This window comes from Legionella clemsonensis (assembly GCF_002240035.1).
Lineage (GTDB): Bacteria > Pseudomonadota > Gammaproteobacteria > Legionellales > Legionellaceae > Tatlockia > Tatlockia clemsonensis.
In genome coordinates, this window is sequence record NZ_CP016397.1 from 3,036,645 (window position 1) to 3,057,639 (window position 20,995).

The window sequence follows — 20,995 nt, forward strand, 5'->3', positions numbered from 1 at the left end:
AGGAAAAAAGGAACATGGGAAAAAAAACACTATTGCGCCTGGCCGAAGGCACTAAATTTCCTGAATTTGAGAGTGAATTAAAGGAAGAAACTGCTAACCCTCATAAAAACTCAAAGCTCCCTTCAACACTAAAGGAAAATTTAAAAAAAATTATTGGTGATTTTGAGGTAGAATATTACCCGAGGGTTCCTAACTTAAAACGTAGTTATCAACGGCGTATTGATAGCTTGCATCACTCTTTTTTATATATTCTGGAAACGATTCCTGCTTTTACAGCCAAAAAGCAGGCATTGGAAGAATATCTTTCATGGTGTAAAGCATTATGTCCTCTGCCTGATGGAGAACCCATTGATAAATATCAGGAAATTCTTGCGAAATACACGGGGCTGCTAGTTAATGCACTTGCCGATTATTATCCCTATAAAGTAGGCACCCACAATAAAGTTAAATTAGCAACAGAACTTTTAAATAAGTCAGAGCAATTTGTTATTATGAAAGAAGGGCGAGCTGATATAGCAACCCTCATACCCCTAAAGGTCAATAGTGAAACAGAATATGTTTTGCGATGGGAAAAGCGCTTACCTCCTTATCTGGAGGAAACTTTTCAGGAATTTACTGCCATAAAGCAAGAGAAATTAATTACAACGCCTGCATGGTTTCGTGATTTATCGTCTCTAATGCAAATTTATTTGCATTCTTGTATTCCGGAGTATGTAGTCATTGAATCGAATGAAAAAACCCTTGAAAAACTTAAATTTTCCTTAAATCAATTCATGCTTAAATGGGATGAAATTAAACCTCAACATCATCTGACTAATGATTTAGAGGCTATCAGGAACAATAAATTTCCGACCTGGTTTACCAGTCTGCCTCGCCACGATCAGCAATTGCTTAAACTATTTTGTGATGCCAGGCTCAGTGTCCATGAAATTGACTCTCAATTAATCAAATTTAGCAAACAAATTAAAGAATGGACCGTTAAGTCAACTCTAGTGCCAATAAAAAACAATCACTTTAAAGCGCAGGATTTAGAAATCCTGCGAAAGCTTCCTTACTGGTTTGTGGTTCTAGAAGAATATGAGCAACAGTTTCTTAAAAAAGCGTTAGACAGTCACGAACGCCTGGAGGATGCAATCTCATTTGCACCCAGTCGTCTGCGCCGCATACCATTAACAGCAAATTTATGCGAAAGTAACTGCTTATCTTTCACCAAAGAGGGAACAATTGTTAAAAAATATCCTTCTCGAATTCGTTCCAGTCATTTGGCTTCTCGTGATGTGATTAAGCTACCCCCGCAAGTTAAAAAGCTTCACGCGTCGCGTAATTTAGCGAGAATCATTAGCACTGCTGAAGCGAAGCAACCTATCCTAGCACAAACCTTAATTAGCCCGATTAAGTTACTTGATAGCCGTATGCCTGATTACTATCTGGATCAAGAGCGCCAGGAAACCATAGGCAGTTTTCAGAAAGAAACCAATCGCATTATTTTATCCACTAATCATCCTCTTAACATGGCAAAAAAATTTTACTATACTCAAGCCGATCATCCTGCTTGTAGGGCTGTGTATAACATGGTCCAGATTATTCTTTTAGTGAATAAAGTACAGGAACTGGATCTCTCCTGGGATTTAAAAAAAATTGAGCAAGTCATAGCGCAAGCCTTTACCGAAGTTGAATATAACCATGACAATAAGAAAACCTCTTATTTTTCATTAGAAATGGATGCTAAAAGCGAGCTGATTAGAAAAAATTTGGTCGCTTTGTTTGATGAAAATTACCCTTTGCTTAAATCATTTCCTGGCTGGCAGCAGTTGCTTAGCCAACATTTGCACTTAAGAAATGTTTATACAGAAAAAGAAGAACTAGGCAGTTACTTAACTAATTTACTGGATTTACAGAGACTTGCGGAGGAGTATCATGCGGTATTGAATTCCTCTTATGGTACTGCGACTGTTTTTGATTATTATGGAAGAGAACTTTTTTTAGCCTCCCTCGAGAATCTTTTATTCATGAAAGCACAAGGCAGAACAACAGGCTCTTGTGTCAGCGGCAAAGATCGTAAAGAAATTGAAATAGTACATACATTAGCAATGCTACTGTATCGAGACCAAAAAGGACGATGGCCTAGTATGAAAGATGAAGGGCATGATCGAGCAGATTTTGTGGAACTTGTAGCAACCATAGTCGTTTCAGGTCATGGTGACGAACTTGCAGGACAAAATGCGCCAGGTTCCGATGGAATTAAGACCCCTGAAAATTACTGGCCAGCAGATATAGCCGAAGCTATTCGCAAAAAAGCAGGCGAACAGGCGCTTCGCAATAGCGATATTTTAGCCACGAATAATGAAGTGGGACGTATTGGAAATTTACCTGGCTTAGTAGAGCCTGGGTTAACAGAGTGTGTACTGGCAAGCCTGAAGTTACCCTCAGAACAACGTCAATTTATACTCAATGAGCTTGCAATATTATGTGGCGAACGAAAATTTTTACGTAAGAAAACCTGGAAACTCCCTTTTATTTCATCACCAGCGCCAACGGGATTTGAAGAAATTAAACCGATCTTACGTAGTCCTGGTGATGACGACACCGCTTGTATTTATAAACTTGCTCAAATTATTTTTGAAATTAGAAAACGACCTTCGGAGAGTTGGACGCGAGCGCCTGAAATTCAGAAGATTTATAAGGCTCTGCTTGATTTATGCAAGGAAGAGTCTCAAGAGAAAGCAAAAGATACTATTAATCTTTTAGTAAAAACAAAAGTGATGGCATTTAGCTCGAATTCTATGTACTCACAGTAGAGGATGTGATAGTGAGTGAGTTTTGGATTTTTGCGTTAGTAGGGTTTGGTGCTCAGCTAGCTGATGGTGGCTTAGGAATGGGATACGGCCTTATCAGTATGACTGCACTTCTTACCTTCGGTATCGCTCCACCACTGGCAAGCGCCAGTGTTCATGCTGCAGAAATTGTTACCACCGCCATTTCAGGTCTGTCCCATATGATGTTCAAGAATGTTAATCTCTCACTTTTTCGTCGTTTAGCCATCCCCGGGATGCTTGGTGGTATTGTCGGTGCACAAGTCTTAAGTTTTGCTCCTATCAACATTATTAAACCTTTTATAGTAAGCTATTTACTGATCATGGGGATTTATATTTTGTATAAATCCTTTCGCAAAACTGAATTATCCGAAAAGATTTACGATTACCTGGTTCATACTTTATTGAAACGGGAAAAACCTGCCGCAAAAATGCCTCGTTTAATTACCTTGGGTTTTGTTGGAGGTTTTTTGGATGCAGCTGGTGGTGGCGGCTGGGGATCGATTGTTAATTCCACGCTTTTGGCTCAAGGTGAATCACCGCGTTATACCATTGGTTCGGTTAATTTAGCTGAATTTTTAGTCACCCTGAGTATAACTGCCGCCTTTTTTGTCACTATCGAAATTACCCAATGGTATGCTCTTTTCGGATTAATAGCAGGAGGGGCTATTGCCGCACCCATTTCAGCGTATATGGTGCGTATTTTGCCTGCCAATCTGCTCATGATTCTTGTTGGTAGCTTAATTATTGGTCTTAGTCTGCGCTCTTTTTGGCTCTTTATTTATTAAAATTCTGCTTTTAGTATTTTTACTTTCCAATTGCTCAATAAAAAATATTTTTATATAGTGATTATCTTCGTCAAGTAATTATTGCATTTGAAGTAAGCAAAGGAAGTGCTATGCCATCTGATATTGAGAATGACATTTATATTAATGATCCACCCCCTCCCTATGAAGATCCTAAATCTAATACCTTAGCATCATCGTATTACGAACAAGAAAACAATTATCTTAAACAAGAGAACGAGCTTTTAAAAAAGGAGCTTGCATTATTAAAACGGGATAACCTGCAGCTCAAACAAGGACATAGCGTATTAGAGGAACATATTCAATTATTAAATTCTCAGATTCACTTGATAAAACAAAACAAAGAGCAGTTAGACGACAATTATGCAATACTTCGAAAAAACCATGTATTATTACAACGGGAAAATAGCGACTTACTGTGTTGGTTGGCCTTAGCTACTGAACGGGAGGAGCAGACACTTCTTTATCTTCAAACACTAGAGGCTTGTGCATTAGCTCTTAATGATTCACCGGAAATTGATACGCTGCGTCTTAAGATGCAAGAATTGGAAACTACCCTGCAGGCACAGAAAGGAGAATTATCCGCAGAAATCGGCAAACAAATAGATGAAAAATCGCAACTCATTCAGGAAAATATTCTCGAACTGTTTAACCAGCTCATTCACGGGGAAGTCTATACTCAGTTAGTCAGTGAGCTCGAGCTTAAATTAAGTACAATTATCCATCAAGAGCAAGAAACTTTTTTTAATGAAATCTCTGAAAAATTGACAGCCACCCATGCGTTAACCCAACAATACCTAGATGATAAAACGAAAAAATTAATAACGCTTAAACAAATACGCGAAGACGAGAAGAGTAATTTATTTTACAACACCAGTTATATTGCCTTATGGGCAAAAATAATTGGTGTGATTTCCATCTTTAGTCAATTAGTTGAGAAAAAGGCAGGCACTGGAAGAAAAATGGTTGAGCTTTCTTCGTCCATGATTGGTGGTTTACTGGGCAGCGTTCCCATTGTCGGGGCTTTATTGGATACAGTTGCCTCTTTTACCTTAAAAGAATTAGGCGATGGAGTGATTGATTATTTTGAAGATAAAAGAATACAAAATATTCTGGCTATTTTGCAAAACCCGGATCATGCAAAGAAAATGGCTGAATTATTTGCTCGGTTTTTAACGCTGCGCTATCAAAATGAAATTCAATTCTGGGATCCTAAAACCATCAAACATGCAGCAACGATGTACAGTAATCAAGTCTATGAACTTTCCACCAGTGGAAAAATTAAAGACTGTAAAACTTCTTCACTGGAAGAAAAAGTTGAAGTATTTCTTAATTCACTTAAAACACTTAGCGAAAAAGAAATTATTTATGAGAGTAATAAAGAAGAGACAGCTACTCTCTCCACAACAACCTCCAGTCCGAAAATAAAATTGCAGCTAGGCAAAAAGTCAATTAAAACCAAGGTGCAAGAACAAACACAAACATTACGCCTAAAAGTTAATGACGCAGAGCGTTTGTCAGTATTTGCTAAAGTCCAGCTACAGCGTGTCCAGGAAGAGTCATATACACAGCAAAAACAAATTGCTGCGTTACAGAGTGAATTTGCTTCTTTTAAAACCCAAGCTAGGGAGGAGTTTGATGATTTTAAAACAGTAATTAGCGGTTTGCGAGAGATCATAGCAAACTGGTTGACACCTCCTATTGATGCAAAAAAATCGCCAGAAGAAACCAATGCAATCAAGCCAGCTCATCCTTCTGGCTCAAAAGGGTCCCCAACGCCAAGAGGACGACCCAAATCCCAAAAGGTGAATTCTTTTATTAATTTTTTTAATAAAGACAAAAACGACGTTGTAGATTCAAAACTTTCAAAATCAGATTCTTTTTTCTATTCTACTGAACGATAGAGCGCTTGGAGTTGCTTTTATATCTCCATAATAGTGTAAAATAATTCACCATACTATTATGAATATATTCTCACTCCAAAAGATGCTCTAACCCATAATATAGCGCATCCAAATTTTTAACCTTTTGGCAGGCCAAAATAATACCTGGCATAAAAGAAATTCTATCAATGCTGTCATGCGTGATTGTTAAAGTTTCGCCGGTAGTGCCAAAAATTACTTGCTGGCGAGCTACTACACCTGGAAGACGTAAAGAGTGAATATTAATGCCCTCATGAACTCCTCCACGGGCTCCCTGGATTAATTCATGCCCCTTGCCAGATGGAGGATTTTTTTTACGAGCCCTGGCTATCATTTCTGCTGTTTTCAGTGCAGTGCCTGAAGGTGAATCAAATTTGTGTGGGTGATGTGTTTCAACAATTTCTACGTCGGGTAACAACTTTGCTGCCTCAGCAGCAAAGCGCATCATTAAAACAGCAGAAATTGAAAAGTTGGGAACAATAATGCCACCCAATCTCTCATTCTCACAATAATCCTTTAGTGTTTGAATTTGCTCTGTGGTTAAGCCACTTGTTCCAATGACAGGATGTGCTCCACTTTCAATAATTGCAAGGCTATTTTCATAAACACAATCGGCACGAGTTAAATCGACTACAATATCCGCTTTAAGCGTAGTAATAGACTGACGCAGATTATCATGGCGTGTTAATCCACCCACCAATTCAAAATCAGGATGATTTTTAATGGTTTTACACGCAAGCTCCCCCATTTTACCACGGGCACCATTAACAATTATACGAATAGTCACGCTAACTCCACAAAATGCTTTTATTCTGATAGGACAAGATCATACTATTTTGAATTAATTTCACTTTATTATCTTCCGCAAATTACCGTCCTCGTGAGCAAAGCGAGGGATTCTCTGCAGATAAAATCCCGCTCTTTGAACGAAAAGATCCTTCGCTTTGCTCAGGATGATGCCTTTTTGTTTATTAGATGGGCTTGTTCTTTATTTAGATAAAGTATAATTTGTTCTGTTTATTCTGACTTTTTTTTCTCTTCTTTGGAAGCACCTTCTTTGGAGGCTTCAGCATTCTCCTGTATGACGCGGATTGCCCAAAAAGAAGCAGGAATCCAGCCAATAATGGTCGCTTGCATCACTAAAGCAACTATAGCGCCACCTGGATTATCATCAAGCAGCAGAATAACCCAAGGGAAAAAAATAGCAAGAAATGTCCAAAAAAGTCGACTAATCATTGCCAATTACCTACCTATTATTGATAAAGTTTAATAATACGATTATTTACAGTATATCCTTCTTTTTTGAATTTAAAACATCAACGTTACGCTTGCAAATAAGCATTAAACACTGTACATTGGATGCGCATTTCACAAGAACCTGTTTTCTTTATATATGGCAAGATACAACGCGTATAATCATTCTACCTGTAGTGTAAAACAGTGTCGTCTTCACGCCCACTTTGAATTTTTCGGAAAAAGGTAACAGCATGAGAAGGCAAGAACTTCATCCACGCACAGCAACAATTAATAAAACTCAAAAAAATAAATCCAAAAAAGCCCGGAATGAAGCGTTATCATGGCTGGCAGCTACGTTTCCTCAAGCTTTTGACAATACCTTGCGAATTCGTCCTCTAAAAATAGGCATTATGGATGATATATTAGCCGTAGCCAGTAAGGCAGCAGCGTGTGGTATTTCCAAAAGTAAATTACGTGAAGCGGTTGTTATTTTCACCCGACGGATTGATTATTTAACTTGTCTTAAAGCACGGGAAATGCGAGTTGATCTGGCAGGGAACCCTGTTAGCATAGTCACCGAAGAAGAGGCTGAAAGAGCTGCTGTTAAAATTAAAAAACGGATCGAAAAAAGCGTACGCAACGCCCGCAAGCAGTCTCCAGTTAAAACAACTGCAGTTTATTCTAACGTCAAATTTTCTACTCAAACACAAGACACGACTATGCCTTATTTCCCGGAGCGTGCACCGGCCTTCAGCGCACAAAATCCAATAGCACCGACACCTCGTGCTGCTGTTGTGGTAAAGCATAAACCCTCAAGATCGTTTGATCCTGATGCGGTTGCCAGATTAAAAGAAAAATTAGGCTTATCTCGAAAAGTACAAGAACAAGAGACATAACCGATCAGGTGAGTAATTGAGAGGCTTGGCAAACGATCCCTATTTCGTGCAAGATGTTCCCAATAAGGTCCTTTTCAATTGGGCTTAATCTATTGTCAAGAGGCCATGGAATAGTACAGTAAGAAGACTTCCCTAGACTTTGATAATCTGCATACAGTTAGTACCACCGGGTTTACCAATTTTATGTCCGCGAGTTAATAAAACAAACGTACCCTTGATCAGAAAGTCCATTTGTATCAGAAAATTAAACACCTGCTCATTCACTGTATCGTCTTCTAAACGATGATAATCCAGATAAATTGGGAAAACATTATTAACCAAACTTAACTTGCCCACTGTACGAACATTCGCTGTAACTGCATAAATGGGTACAATACTCTGCTGACGAGACATCCAAATGGCTGTTGCGCCGGACTCAGTGAGTGCTACAATGGCTTTAATTGGAAAGTGATTGGCTGCATGCATCGTAGCCATCGCAATGGCTTGATCAGCACGTTGGTAATGACAACTTTCATTATCCACATTATAAAAAAAGCCGGCATGCTTTTCCGCGCTTCTGCAAATACTATCCACCATTTTAATCACTTTAACCGGAAATTTGCCAGTTGCTGTTTCAGCAGATAGCATGACCGCGTCAGTGCCATCCAGAATGGCATTGGCAATATCCGAGACTTCTGCTCGCGTAGGTTGTGGTTGGTAAACCATTGACTCCATCATTTGCGTTGCAGTAATGACAACTTTGTCCAACCGTCTGCTCTGCTCAATAATCTTTTTCTGTATAGCAGGGACTTCTGCCGGACCAATCTCAACCCCCAGGTCACCACGAGCAACCATAACGGCATCGGTGGCATTAATAATTTCTACTAAGTGGTGTAACGCTTCTGTACGCTCTATTTTGGCAATAATAGGAATCGCTTTTCCCTTCATTAAATCTCTGGCTTCCTGAATATCCCGGGCGTCTTTTACAAAAGAAAGGGTAAGATAATCCACTTGCAAATCAATCGCTGTTTGCAGATCTTTTTTGTCTTTTTCAGTTAATGCTCTGGCAGCAAGCCCGCCTCCTTTGCGATTTAAACCTTTATTATTGCGTAACACCCCGCCTTCAATAACCACACAATGAATTAAAGGTGGGGCTATAGTCTCTACCTTCAGTTCAATTAACCCATCATCTAATAACAGGTGATCACCCGCGGTTAATTCATAACATAAGTTAGTATAAGCAACAGAAACAGATTGCTCATCACCTAATTCCTGGCTGGAACAATTTAAAGTAAAGTATTGTCCGTTTACTAAAGTAATTTGATTGTCTTTGAAACGACCAATACGCAGTTTAGGACCCTGTAAATCAGCTATAATAGCCAAAGGATGATTAAGTTCATTGGCTATGGCTCTGGCCTTTTCCACGATATGAAAGAGATTGCTATCGGCATGAGAAAAATTAATACGCAATACATTGACGCCGGCAGCAAGCATCGCTTGTAATATTGACGCCTCACTACAAGCAGGTCCCAAAGTTGCAACAATTTTAGTTCGACGAAGCATCGGCACGTTCTTCCAAGATAGCAACAGCAGGTAATTTTTTTCCTTCAAGAAATTCCAGGAAGGCCCCACCACCAGTGGATATATAGGAAATTTGCTGTGTTAAATCATACTGATCGATAGCAGCCAAAGTATCCCCACCACCCGCGATTGAAAAAGCATCACTGTCGGCAATAGCAATTGCCAAAGCACGTGTACCATAGGCAAATTGGGGAAACTCAAATACTCCTACTGGTCCATTCCAAATAATAGTCTTTGCTTCTTCAATGATATCTACATAACGACCCACTGTATCAGGTCCTATATCCAGAATCATATCATCACTGGCAACACTGTTTAAGGACTTGTTAAAAGCAGGACAACTATCACTGAAGGATTTCCCCACGACTACATCGGTAGGTAATGGTATCTCACACCCTTTTTCTGCCGCCAGAGCTAAAATGGCACGGGCCTCTTCAATTAACTCCTCTTCGTAAAGAGACACACCAATTTCATAACCCTGTGCTTTAAGAAAAGTATTGGCAATACCCCCGCCAGGGATTAAATAATCCACCTTTGTTACCAATTGTTTTAGCAGAGTAAGTTTACTTGACACTTTAGCTCCGCCCACAACGGCAACAATGGGTTTTTCTGGCTCTTTAAGCACATGCTCCAATACTTCCAGTTCACTCACCAAAAGAGGGCCCGCTACCGCAACTGGAGCATATTTGGCTACGCCGTGAGTTGACGCTTGCGCACGGTGCGCTGTACCAAAAGCATCCATCACAAAAATATCACAGAGACGGGCCATTTTTTTTGCCAGAGCATCATCATTTGCCTTTTCACCCACGTTAAAACGCACATTTTCGCAAATTACAAGCTCCCCTGGACTTACCTCTACACCGTCCAGATAATCGGTAACAAAACGTACAGGATAATCCAAACTGGCAGCCATATAATCTGCAACAGGCTGTAAGGAAAAACGCTTCTCAACCTTGCCTTCTTCTGGTCGGCCCAAATGCGACAAGACCATCACCGCAGCATTTTCATCCAAGGCTGCTTGCAAAGTAGGTAAGGCTGCTCGCAAACGCTGATCACTGGTAATGATGCCATCTTTAATAGGAACATTTAAATCTTCGCGAATCAGCAAGCGCTTGCCGCTCAAGCTGGTTTCGCACATTTTAAGTAGATTCATTTAGCTATCCTTTAACGATTCATCATATATTGAGCGGTATCCAGCATCCGATTGGAAAAGCCCCACTCATTATCATACCAGGCCACAACTTTCACTAAATTACCAAGCACCTTCGTTTGCGTCGTATCGAATACTGCCGAAGCAGGATAATGATTAAAATCACAAGAAACCAATGGGTCATCATTAATATGCAAAATGTTATTTTTTGCCTGACGCATGATAGTGTTCACTTCATCAACAGTAGTTTCACGCTTGGCAATAAACGTTAAATCCACCACAGACACATTCAAGGTAGGCACGCGCATTGCAAAGCCATCCAACTTACCTGCTAACTCAGGGAGAACCAGGCCAACGGCAAGTGCTGCACCTGTTTTAGTAGGGATAATTGATTGCGTTGCAGAGCGAGCACGGCGCAAATCACTGTGGCTACCATCCAACAACATCTGATCCTTTGTGTAAGCATGCACGGTATTTACCAAACCATGTTCTATTCCTAAAACTTCGTGTAAGGGTTTAACGACTGGAGCGAGGCAATTGGTCGTGCAAGAGGCATTAGAAACGATAGTATCTGTTGCTCGTAACGTTTGATGGTTAACACCATAGACAATGGTTGCATCAGCATTTTTTCCTGGTGCTGAAATTAATACTTTTTTAGCGCCAGCATGGATATGTTTCATTGCGGCATCGCGCTGCGTAAAATGTCCAGTACATTCGAATACCAGATCAACATCCAGGTCTTTCCAGGGTAAAACATTGGGATCACGTTCTGCAGTAACACGAATAGCATGACCATCAATCACTAAATTATTGGCTTCCACTTGCACCTGACTGGAGAAACGGCCATGAGTGGAATCATAGCGGGTTAAATGAGCGGTGGTTTCAATGCCAGCCAAATCATTAATGGCTACAATGCTAAATTCATTCTGGCGCTTATATTCATAAAGGGCACGCAAAATACAACGACCAATGCGACCATAACCATTTATTGCGACTCGTATTGTCATACTACTCTCCGAAATTACCGTGATTCGTCCTGGCGAATCTGTTTTAAAATAGTGTTGTTAAGGTAGAAATTACTTGGTCTACAGTAATACCCAGATATGCAAAAGCATCTTTTGCTGGTGCTGACACGCCAAAGCGTCTGAGGCCAATCACTTTACCATCTAAACCAACAAATCGATACCAATAATCCGTTGCTGCGGCTTCAATAGCAACACGTCTACGTACAGCATTGGGCAACACCTGCTCCTGATAAGCAGCGTCTTGCATAAGAAAACGCTCACCACAAGGCATGGATACTACGCGAATTTTTTTACCTAAAGTCTGCATGTGTTGCGCTGCTGCTACTGCTAATTGCACTTCAGATCCTGTGGCTAATACAATTGCATCGGGACTACCCTGGCAATCTTGAAGAATATAGCCGCCACGCTTAATCAATTGCGCATGCTCTTTGTTATGTGATAGCGCGGGTAAATTCTGTCGTGATAATAATAAAGCAGAAGGTCCGTGATGATGCTCAAGCGCTTGTTGCCAGGCAACAGCAGTTTCCAATAAATCAGCAGGACGCCAGACCAATAGATTTGGGGTCATACGCAACATAGCGGCATGTTCAATGGGTTGATGCGTAGGCCCATCTTCGCCCAAACCAATTGAATCATGGGTTAAAACGTAGATAACACGTTGCTGCATTAAGGCACTTAAGCGAATCGCATTACGAGCATAGTCGGCAAACACTAAAAAGGTACCCCCATAAGGAATAATGCCCCCATGCAAGGCTAATCCATTCATAATGGCAGCCATCGCAAATTCTCTTACCCCATAAAAGAGATAATTGCCTGAGAAATCATTGACTGTAATTGCCTTGCTTCCCGACCAATCGGTATTATTTGAACCGGTCAAATCAGCTGAGCCACCTAACATTTCAGGCAGTAGTTTGGCAAACTGCTCAATGCATTGTTGAGAACTTTTGCGCGTTGCCTGCGATTTATCGTGCAGCCGACATTGCTCAATAAAAGCTTCCGCGTCTTTATCCCAGTTACCCGGTAAATCGCCATTAATCTGGCGCAGAAATTCATGATACTCCGTTTGATATTGCTGCTGGTAAGCATGACAACAAGCTAACCAACAGGCTTCGTCATGCTGTCCTTGCTCCTCATGATTCCATTTAGCATACAAAGAATCCGGTATAACAAAAGGAGGATGTGGCCAGTTAAAAGTTTCGCGTACTTTTGCCACCCCCTCTGCACCCAATGGGGCCCCATGAGTTTTTTCGCTGCCTGCAAATGGTGAACCATAGCCTATAATTGTTTTGCAAATGATAAGGCTGGGTTTTTTAGTTTCCTGGCGAGCTTGCTCTATAGCATGCTCAACAGCACGTGCATCATGACCGTCAATAGGACCTATAACTTGCCAATTATATCCCTTAAAGCGGGTTACCGTATCATCAGTAAACCAGGAGTCAACTTTGCCATCAATAGAAATGCCATTGTCATCATAAAAAACAATTAACTTACTAAGTCCCAATGTACCTGCCAAAGAACAAGCCTCATGAGAAATGCCTTCCATTAAACAGCCATCACCAACAAAGGTATAAGTATAGTGATTAACCAGCTCCAAACCTGGACGATTAAAACGCGTTGCTAAAACTTTTTCGGCAATGGCCATTCCTACTGAATTGGCAAGACCTTGCCCCAGAGGACCAGTAGTGGTTTCAACTCCCGGGGTATCCTGTTCAGGATGACCAGGAGTTTTTGAATTCAACTGACGAAAACGCTTTAATTCATCGAGACTTAAATTATACCCTGTTAAATGTAGCAATGAATAAAGCAGCATGGATCCATGACCATTCGACAAAACGAAACGGTCACGATTAAACCATTTAGGATTATTGGGGTTATGTTTTAAAAATTTAGTCCACAACACCGTGGCAATTTCGGCCATTCCTAAAGGCATGCCGGGATGTCCAGACTGTGCCTGTTCAACAGCATCGATACTTAAAAAGCGAATGGCATTGGCTAAATCATTGGTGTGGCTCATGCGTACTCTTATGCAATTTCATCAGGGACTCTATTGTCGCTCAGAAGGCATTAATCAGCAAGTTAGTGATATATTTAGTGTACTATTAATAAACAAAAAAAGGGAGCTGCCGTAAAAATTATGCAAATTTTACTTTTTGTCCATTTTTTGGGATTATTGCTCCTTTGTTAAATTAACTTCCAGGGTTGTATGACAGCAGTTCTGCGGAGATTACAATCTCAAATTGGCTATGCCATTGAAAAAAAAATTGGACAGACGTTACCGCAGTGGGGGTACAGTCATTTTTTGGCGAAACAGAGTGCAGGTTACTTTGAGCCACTTGTTCGCCATCATTCTGTTCTTAATTTTGAATACAGCGTTTTCTGTACAAAGCTTGCTAATGATATTCTTGCTATTGAGCATAACTCCACACCAAATTTAACAAATGAAGCGCTTGTAGAACGAATAGCAACAGCTTTAATCTTATCGGAATTGCTGGCTCATCTCTATCGTTATTATTTAACAGTACCAAGGGAAGTAGCGCGTTTAGAAGCAGAGCAAGCCATTTTTCGTAACTGGCTTAAAAAGGGCTATTTTCGCTTTTCACAACCCCAAACAGAGTCCGCGACACCCGGTTTCTTCGCGCAAAAAGTTCGAGAGAAAACTGCCGAGATAAACTGGGTCAGATTATTCGCTATCCGCACACGACGTGTGATTACTACTGCAATACTTATCCCCACCGTTAGGGATTTAAAATACTTTTATCAATTTGTTACTTATCTCGATCAGTTTGCACGCCCCACTATCGCCTATTTTTCCTGGCTGTTTTACATTCCCCGGTTGACAGTCAATTTGCTGCTGCTGTTGAAGCATTGCATCCCTGGTTACTGGATGAACAATGAAGAAAAAAAATTATCCTTGCTGACACGCTTGCAAGCGCAATTACAGCGACGTTGGTTTGAATTGGGAAACGATAGTGTCTGGCTGGTCGGCAGTCTTTTTAATTGTTTTGTTTTCACAGGGACTTTGGCTCCTATTGGTATGTATTTAGCTGTTGCGCTCGCTCTTTTCGATGCACTATGGGTAGGGCTTCGTGCCTATATTGAGTTAAGCCGATTAAAAGAGTTAGAACATTACTATCGAAAAAAAGAAGCGGAATTTAACGCCAACGAGCACCCCCAGGAAGAATTGGACGAGTTAAAGGAATATCGCCAACAATTGCAACAATACATTGATTTTGAATGGCAGCGATTACTCCTGAATGTAACGAGTGTGATATGCCTGTTTTTTGCAATGTGTTTAGCAATACCTTTAATTACCAACCCTGTTATTACTTTCATTGGGGCTGCCCTGGTTATTGCCATAACTATCATAATCTATCTAAATGTTCAGGTATTGGAAAAGCAACGGCCTGTCAATCCCATCATGAAGTTGGCCGCCCCCCAATATACTGAACTATTAAAAAATAGGGGGTTTTTCAAAATGGAAGATACGCTGGCTTCACCCAATCAAACCTCGCAAAGCGATCTCCGGCTGGAAGATTCTCTCTCACTAACCATCCTCAATCTAACTTGTTAATGGAGCCTTTGCTGATTCAGTGCTATGCTAGGATATTTGTCGCATGCGGAGTCCAAGTTAATGAATTTACCTTCCTTCACCAACATTGATCTTGATAATTTTGTAGCACGGTTAGATAAATTACTTCAAGCAAATTTAGAACAAATTGCTTTTATTCTTGAGCATACAAAAAAATTCACCTGGGATAATTTAATGTATCCGTTAGAAGAGATGGATGACAAACTTGAGCGTTTTTGGTCGCCACTATCGCATTTGCATGCCGTTATGAATTCACTCCCTTTACGTGAATGCTACCAAGCCTGTTTACCTAAATTATCAGCTTATGATGCGGCAATTGGCCATAACCATGCCCTTTACGAAGCCATTAAATCCATTGATCAACAACCGTTGGATAATACGCAGAAAAAAATAATTGACGATACACTACGTGACTTTGAATTGTCGGGCGTGGCCTTGTCTAAAGAAAAGAAAGCACGTTTTGAAGTAATTCAGACACGCTTGTCTGCCTTATCCAATCAATTTGAAAATAATGTTCTGGATGCTACACAAGCATTTAGTATTCATGTTACTGATGAAAAACGACTAAGCGGTTTACCCGAACATGCTATTCATACAGCCCATGAGCTGGCTACTGAAAAAAAACTGGATGGATGGGTCTTTAATCTGGAGTTTCCTTGCTACCTTGCCATCGTGAGTTATGCCGATGATCGTGCTCTGCGTGAAGAAATGTATCATGCTTATGTAACCAGAGCCTCTGATAAAGGCCCTTTTGCCGGGAAGTTTGATAACACAGACGTGATGAATGAAATACTTGCGTTACGCCATGAAAAAGCACAGTTGCTTGGCTTTAGCAATTACGCAGAGTTATCGCTTGCTACCAAAATGGCTGAGTCAACGACGCAAGTGCGTGATTTTCTCAATGATTTATCATCTCGAGCCTATTATCAGGCGAAAGAGGAATTTAATAAGCTGCAAGCATTCGCTGAAAAAAATTATTTGATTAAAGAACTTGCGCCCTGGGATATTGCTTATTTCTCTGAGAAAAAAAGGCAAGCGCTTTATGCGATTTCGCAAGAAGAGTTACGCCCCTATTTTCCCCAGGATAAAGTATTGTCAGGCTTATTTGCCATTGCTAAAAAACTTTATGGCATGAGCTTTGATGAAGTGAATAATGCGGATATTTGGCATGCTGATGTCAAATGTTATCGTATCTCGGATGAGAACCAGCAAATACGTGGTTATGTGTATGCCGATTTATTTGCACGACCTCATAAGCGCGGTGGTGCCTGGATGGATTCCTGCCAGACTCGCCGGAAACTTGCAGATGGCAGTCTCCAAGTACCCATTGCCACACTGACTTGTAATTTTGCGAAACCCTCTGCCAACAAAAAGGCAACCTTGTCTCATGATGAGGTATTAACCTTATTTCATGAATTTGGTCATTGCTTGCATCATATTCTAACTCGTGTTGATTATTTAAGTGCCTCTGGAATTAATGGTGTGGAATGGGATGCGGTCGAGCTACCCAGTCAGTTTTTTGAAAACTGGTGCTGGGAAGAAGAAGCCTTGAAATTACTGGCAGAACATGTCGACACAAAAGAGCCGCTACCCAAGGCGTTGTTTGATAAGCTATTAGCGGCCAAAAATTTTCAGTCAGCCATGGCAATGATGCGCCAATTGGAATTTTCTCTGTTTGATTTTCGCATTCATGAAGAATTTGATGCGTCCGACAAAGATTTTATAGCTAAGGTTTTAGCTGAAGTTCGCCAACAAACAGCTGTTGTTCCGCGAGTGGATTACAATCGCTTTCAACACAGCTTTTCTCATATTTTTGGTGGCGGCTATGCCGCGGGCTATTATAGCTATAAATGGGCTGAAGTTCTTTCTAGCGATGCCTTTGCGCGTTTTGAAGAAGAAGGTATTTTTAATGAAAAAACAGGGCGGGATTTCTTGCATACTATTTTGGAGGTAGGTGGCTCTAAAAAAGCAGCCGAGGCTTTTGCAGCATTTCGTGGCCGAGCAGCTACGGTGGATGCCTTGTTGCGGCATAATGGTATTACTCGCTAAATCAGGGCATAGCGTCTATGCTCTCTTTAACCTGGATTTGAAATGCCCTTTTTAAAATGGTTCACTTTATTTTGTCTTTCTTTTGCGCTTCCACATTTTTCTTTTGCTTTAACTGATTCGACTGCATCCCAACGATTTGCCAATCCTATAATTTTTGGTACAGAAAAAATCTTCTTTACCAAAATAAAACAATCAGAGCTGCCAGCACCTTTTGATTTTTTATTAACCCAGCCGTTAATGACTTTAGGATTGGAAAAATATTATCAGCGCAATAGTCAGATTAAAGTGATTCATGCGCAGAAAAATAGCAAGGAAAATACTTATTCTCGTACCATCCTGATGGTGATGGATAACAATAAAAAGCGTAATAACGTAGCGATTGCCCAGGCAGCGAAGCAAACCATTGTAGTTGAATTTGCTTTCATTACTATAAATTTTAATGCCTTGCCCCATGCTGTTATTGAAGGTGTATTGCACAGCAAAACACCTTTTGGCAGATTACTGACTTTGCATAAAATAAAAACAACAACTAGCAATAGAGTTTACTTTAAACTCCCTTGCACTGCACAATTAGCAGCCCTTATGAATTGTAAGCTAAATAATCCGCTTTACGGGCGGTTAAACACATTGAATCATGCAGAGAATGGCCAGTGGCTGGCTCGCGTCATGGAAATATTGCCGGCGATGCGGTGCACAAAGACAATTTGTCAACCTGCATAACGGATTATTCAGCGACTTGAAAAAATTTCATTCATTCCCATATTGATAACTGTGACTTGTGTTATACTATTAGTTGTACAAAGGGGGCGACCTGGCTTCGACGCGGGTTGCGAAACCTGAGGAGCATGCCGAGAAGGAGCACTCTCGTAAATCAGTCTCAATAAATATAAATGCAAACGATGAAAACTTTGCAGGTGAAGCTATCGCTGCGTAAGCTTTGATAGTGTAACCGCACCGTGCGCTGCCATAAAACCAGCGCCCCGTTGACCGAGCTCGCTTATCGGTATCGAATCAACGGTCATAGAAGATAAGCTCGCATCTTAGCCCGTCCCGAGTTAAGGTGTTAAATTAAGGGAATCGCCGTGTTTAATCCTGCCTGTCGGAGTGACCACGGTTAACTTAAAAGACAAGGCTACGCATGTAGAACCGATGGCAGAGGATTTGCGGACGCGGGTTCGATTCCCGCCGCCTCCACCATAACTTATTGATTTATATAATATAATTTTTTATGGGCACTATTTCAACACCAAAACTCTATTGCAGCTCTTAAGAACCCACGTGCTTATAGCCACTTGTCTTTAGGTCCACAGGTTTGGATAGTTTTGCATTAAAATTGAATGGTCACAAATGGGTCTAACCAGACTAGCGACAAGGATTAATAATGATTGATAAGTATACCGTAGTTAAAGTCCTGTATGTTACTTCATGTCTAAGCACTAGCACACAAGGTATAGATACCGAGCATAGTTATTTTAACTATCATTATTTTCTTGATTGAACCCTACTGGGACACAAGCTCTCTTTAATCTAAAAGCTTTAATTCTTCTATGTCTGGTGCATTCCTCATAATTTCTAATAAATTTTCTTTGCTTGATTTTGAGTAAATACTTAATAACCACTCAAACACTTCATATACATCTTTAAGAGGCTCGCGCGATTTATTTTTATATACACCAAAAAAATTTCTGGATGCTTCTTATAATCTAAGAGTTCATGATCAGAAATGGATATAGCGTCTATTATTGTTTTGTTACTATTGTTCAATTTGAATGTACCAACTACTTCCTTTCTAGCTTAAAAGCAACTGCATCGGTTAATATTCCTGTAACCTCATTGCCATCCTTATCAGGTATCACATAGTTTTGACCAATCTTGATTTGTTCAACTTTTGTTTCAGAAAAAGCGAGTGAAGGTAATATTGGCTCGAATGTTGAAGGCGGTCCTGATGAATGTCTATAGAGTCGAGAAGCAACTCGAGATCGAGATGCCTAATTTTAGCATCATAACTATCCCTTAACCTGTGAAATATTTTTCCACATGCGTAAGGGGGTCACACGTAAGGGGGTCACATGCGTAAGGGGGTCAGATCTTGCTTTTTGCCTCTATCCTTAAAAGACAGCGACCCATAGATTTAATTCTTGATAATTATTTCCGGATGTATTAATTTTCTTGTAAAGGAATTAAGTAAGTCCAGGATTAGCAATGGTAAGACCTTTGCGCATTGAGTTTGCTGGTGGGCTCTATCACATTACCAGTCGAGGGAATAGAAAAGAAGCGATATATTTATCAGATGAAGACAGGGAGAACTTTTTATCTGTTTTAGGTGATGCTTGTTTAAAATACCACTGGCTATGTCATTCGTATTGTTTGATGACAAATCATTATCATTTACTCATTGAAACACAGCTTGGTAATCTGTCACAAGGCATGCGCTATCTAAACAGCATATACACTCAGAAATTTAATAAATCACACAAACGGGATTGGTCATGTCCTACAAGGTCGCTATAAATCTATATTGGTTGAGAAAGACAGTTATCTATTAGAGTTGTCGCGTTATATAGTATTAAATCCGGTTAGAGCAGGTATGGTTCAAAAGGTAGATGAGTGGCCTTGGAGTAGTTATTTAGCATTAAGCGGTAGGGTACCAGTTCCTTCATGGCTTACAGTTGACTGGCTCTTGTCATCATTTGGTTCTATAAAATCAGCTGCACTAATAAAATACGAACAATTCGTTAATGCTGGCCAATATAAGAAAAATCCGTGGATTGATCTAAAACATCAAATATACCTTGGTTCGGATGAGTTTATTTCCAGAGTAACTAGCTACGTTGACGCTACAGTTGATTTTACAGATATTTCTAAGGCTCCTATGCCCAATTTAATTAAAGGCTTTACAATTGAAGAATATGAACGAATGTCAGGTAATCGAGATGAGGCAATCTATAGTTCTTATAAAAGTGGATTGTATTCTATGAAAGAAATTGGAGAGTATTTTGGGCTTCACTACTCAAGAATTAGTAGAATTATAAAACAACATTATATGCAAGAGGCAAAAAGCAAGATCTGACCCCTATTTCGTGTGACCCCTATTTCATGACCCCTATTTCTTTCTACTGCTATTGGAGGAATACCTCCAAAGCAAAAACTGGCTCTAGTGGCCTAATCCTCTCCTTTTGGCTTCGGTTAAAAATAGGGGATTATCCCCCTCTTTATCAGTACTTGGGAGCAACCGCATTTAACAGTACTATAGTACAATATTTTGATAATTTGGTTTTAAAAAGAGTAACCCGTAATGTATGATAATCATGTACGCTTTAATGAACTGATGCAGTTTATTAGTAAAAACAAAACTATCAACAACTTTGTTAATCAAGTAAATGCGCATGATACTAATGCGCAGGCGTTATACAATGCCATCGAAACAGGTGATTTTGCAGCAGAGATTTTTAGCCATCCAGAATGTTCTTTATACTTGCTTTATTTAATTAAGGCTGGAAAAATCGATTTTGACACAGGTATCACGGTTTACGTCTACTTAATGGTTTTAATGCAATTTACACACCAAAACCTAGGGGGTCAGATCTTGCTTTTTGCCTCTGTCTTTTAAAGATAGCGAGGTTTTTTAAAGATAGCGAGCTAGGGATTTCATTTTTGATAATTATTTCGATTGTATTGATTTCCTTCAAAAGGAATTAAGTAAGTCCTGGTTTAGCGATGGCAAGACCCTTGCGCATTGAGTTTGCTGGTGAGCTCTATCACAGAGCCAGTCGAGGGAATAAAAAAGAAGCAATATATTTATTAGATGAAGACAAGAAAAACTTTAGAATTAGTAGAATTATAAAACAACATTATACACAAGAGGCAAAAGGCAAGATCTGACCCTCTATTTTTCATGACCCTCTATTTTTCGGGGTAAACAATATCTTAGCCAAATCTCTTATCAATT

The 20,995-nt window shown here is 40.1% G+C and carries 17 protein-coding genes and 1 other RNA gene; 12 read left to right on the forward strand and 6 right to left on the reverse strand.

Annotated features, from left to right (window positions below; all coding sequences use genetic code 11):
- Window positions 1-14 precede the first annotated feature (14 nt).
- From sidP to clem_RS13575, 3 genes are all read left to right on the forward strand, one after another.
- Entirely contained in the window at window positions 15-2,798 is a 2,784-nt protein-coding gene (sidP, locus tag clem_RS13565; protein WP_094092034.1) for a Dot/Icm T4SS effector PI-3-phosphatase SidP, read from the forward strand.
- Between the two features lie 11 nt (window positions 2,799-2,809).
- Complete coding sequence (locus clem_RS13570; RefSeq protein WP_094092035.1) at window positions 2,810-3,601, forward strand: sulfite exporter TauE/SafE family protein; 792 nt, start codon at window positions 2,810-2,812, stop codon at window positions 3,599-3,601.
- A gap of 110 nt (window positions 3,602-3,711) precedes the next feature.
- Complete coding sequence (locus tag clem_RS13575) at window positions 3,712-5,523, forward strand: hypothetical protein (RefSeq protein ID WP_094092036.1); 1,812 nt, start codon at window positions 3,712-3,714, stop codon at window positions 5,521-5,523.
- A gap of 70 nt (window positions 5,524-5,593) precedes the next feature.
- On the opposite strand, the gene dapB is transcribed toward clem_RS13575, so the two are convergent.
- Window positions 5,594-6,328 (reverse strand): 4-hydroxy-tetrahydrodipicolinate reductase, encoded by a 735-nt coding sequence (dapB, locus tag clem_RS13580; protein WP_094092037.1) that lies wholly within the window; start codon window positions 6,326-6,328, stop codon window positions 5,594-5,596.
- A gap of 230 nt (window positions 6,329-6,558) precedes the next feature.
- On the reverse strand, window positions 6,559-6,777 hold the full coding sequence (locus clem_RS13585; protein ID WP_094092038.1) for a hypothetical protein: 219 nt from the start codon (window positions 6,775-6,777) through the stop codon (window positions 6,559-6,561).
- A 251-nt stretch (window positions 6,778-7,028) separates the two neighbouring features.
- Here clem_RS13585 and clem_RS13590 point away from each other — a divergent pair, with 251 nt between their 5' ends.
- Entirely contained in the window at window positions 7,029-7,673 is a 645-nt protein-coding gene (locus tag clem_RS13590) for a ProQ/FinO family protein (RefSeq protein ID WP_094092039.1), read from the forward strand.
- A gap of 132 nt (window positions 7,674-7,805) precedes the next feature.
- Here the strand turns inward: clem_RS13590 and pyk are convergent, their stop codons facing one another.
- From pyk to tkt, 4 genes are read right to left on the reverse strand one after another with little or no spacing between them, the layout of a single operon-like run.
- Window positions 7,806-9,215, reverse strand: a complete 1,410-nt coding sequence (gene pyk / locus clem_RS13595; RefSeq protein ID WP_094092040.1) for a pyruvate kinase — start codon at window positions 9,213-9,215, stop codon at window positions 7,806-7,808.
- A complete protein-coding gene (locus tag clem_RS13600; RefSeq protein WP_094092041.1) occupies window positions 9,199-10,386 on the reverse strand; it encodes a phosphoglycerate kinase in 1,188 nt (395 codons plus the stop codon). Before clem_RS13600 ends, pyk begins: the two co-directional genes overlap by 17 nt.
- 11 nt (window positions 10,387-10,397) lie before the next feature.
- Window positions 10,398-11,390: a type I glyceraldehyde-3-phosphate dehydrogenase gene (gene gap / locus clem_RS13605; RefSeq protein ID WP_094092042.1), complete on the reverse strand. Its 993-nt coding sequence runs from the start codon at window positions 11,388-11,390 to the stop codon at window positions 10,398-10,400.
- Window positions 11,391-11,433: 43 nt separating this feature from the next.
- Window positions 11,434-13,422 carry a transketolase gene (gene tkt / locus clem_RS13610; protein ID WP_094092043.1) on the reverse strand — a complete coding sequence of 663 codons (1,989 nt, stop codon included), beginning with the start codon at window positions 13,420-13,422 and terminating at the stop codon, window positions 11,434-11,436.
- A 189-nt stretch (window positions 13,423-13,611) separates the two neighbouring features.
- Between tkt and clem_RS13615 the strand changes: the two genes are divergently transcribed.
- The 8 genes from clem_RS13615 to clem_RS14925 all read left to right on the forward strand — a co-directional run bounded on the left by clem_RS13615 (window position 13,612) and on the right by clem_RS14925 (window position 20,928).
- Complete coding sequence (locus clem_RS13615; RefSeq protein ID WP_094092044.1) at window positions 13,612-14,979, forward strand: hypothetical protein; 1,368 nt, start codon at window positions 13,612-13,614, stop codon at window positions 14,977-14,979.
- Between the two features lie 60 nt (window positions 14,980-15,039).
- Complete coding sequence (locus tag clem_RS13620; RefSeq protein WP_198333135.1) at window positions 15,040-17,046, forward strand: M3 family metallopeptidase; 2,007 nt, start codon at window positions 15,040-15,042, stop codon at window positions 17,044-17,046.
- A 42-nt stretch (window positions 17,047-17,088) separates the two neighbouring features.
- Window positions 17,089-17,766 (forward strand): hypothetical protein, encoded by a 678-nt coding sequence (locus tag clem_RS13625; RefSeq protein WP_094092046.1) that lies wholly within the window; start codon window positions 17,089-17,091, stop codon window positions 17,764-17,766.
- Between the two features lie 82 nt (window positions 17,767-17,848).
- Window positions 17,849-18,243: a transfer-messenger RNA gene (ssrA, locus tag clem_RS13630) on the forward strand.
- A 1,005-nt stretch (window positions 18,244-19,248) separates the two neighbouring features.
- A complete protein-coding gene (locus clem_RS15215) occupies window positions 19,249-19,557 on the forward strand; it encodes a transposase (RefSeq protein ID WP_232505495.1) in 309 nt (102 codons plus the stop codon).
- 7 nt (window positions 19,558-19,564) lie between these two features.
- On the forward strand, window positions 19,565-20,116 hold the full coding sequence (locus clem_RS15220; protein ID WP_232505496.1) for an addiction module toxin RelE: 552 nt from the start codon (window positions 19,565-19,567) through the stop codon (window positions 20,114-20,116).
- Between the two features lie 225 nt (window positions 20,117-20,341).
- Entirely contained in the window at window positions 20,342-20,656 is a 315-nt protein-coding gene (locus clem_RS13640) for a hypothetical protein (RefSeq protein ID WP_094092047.1), read from the forward strand.
- Between the two features lie 107 nt (window positions 20,657-20,763).
- Window positions 20,764-20,928, forward strand: a complete 165-nt coding sequence (locus clem_RS14925; RefSeq protein WP_232505497.1) for a hypothetical protein — start codon at window positions 20,764-20,766, stop codon at window positions 20,926-20,928.
- Window positions 20,929-20,995 lie beyond the last annotated feature (67 nt).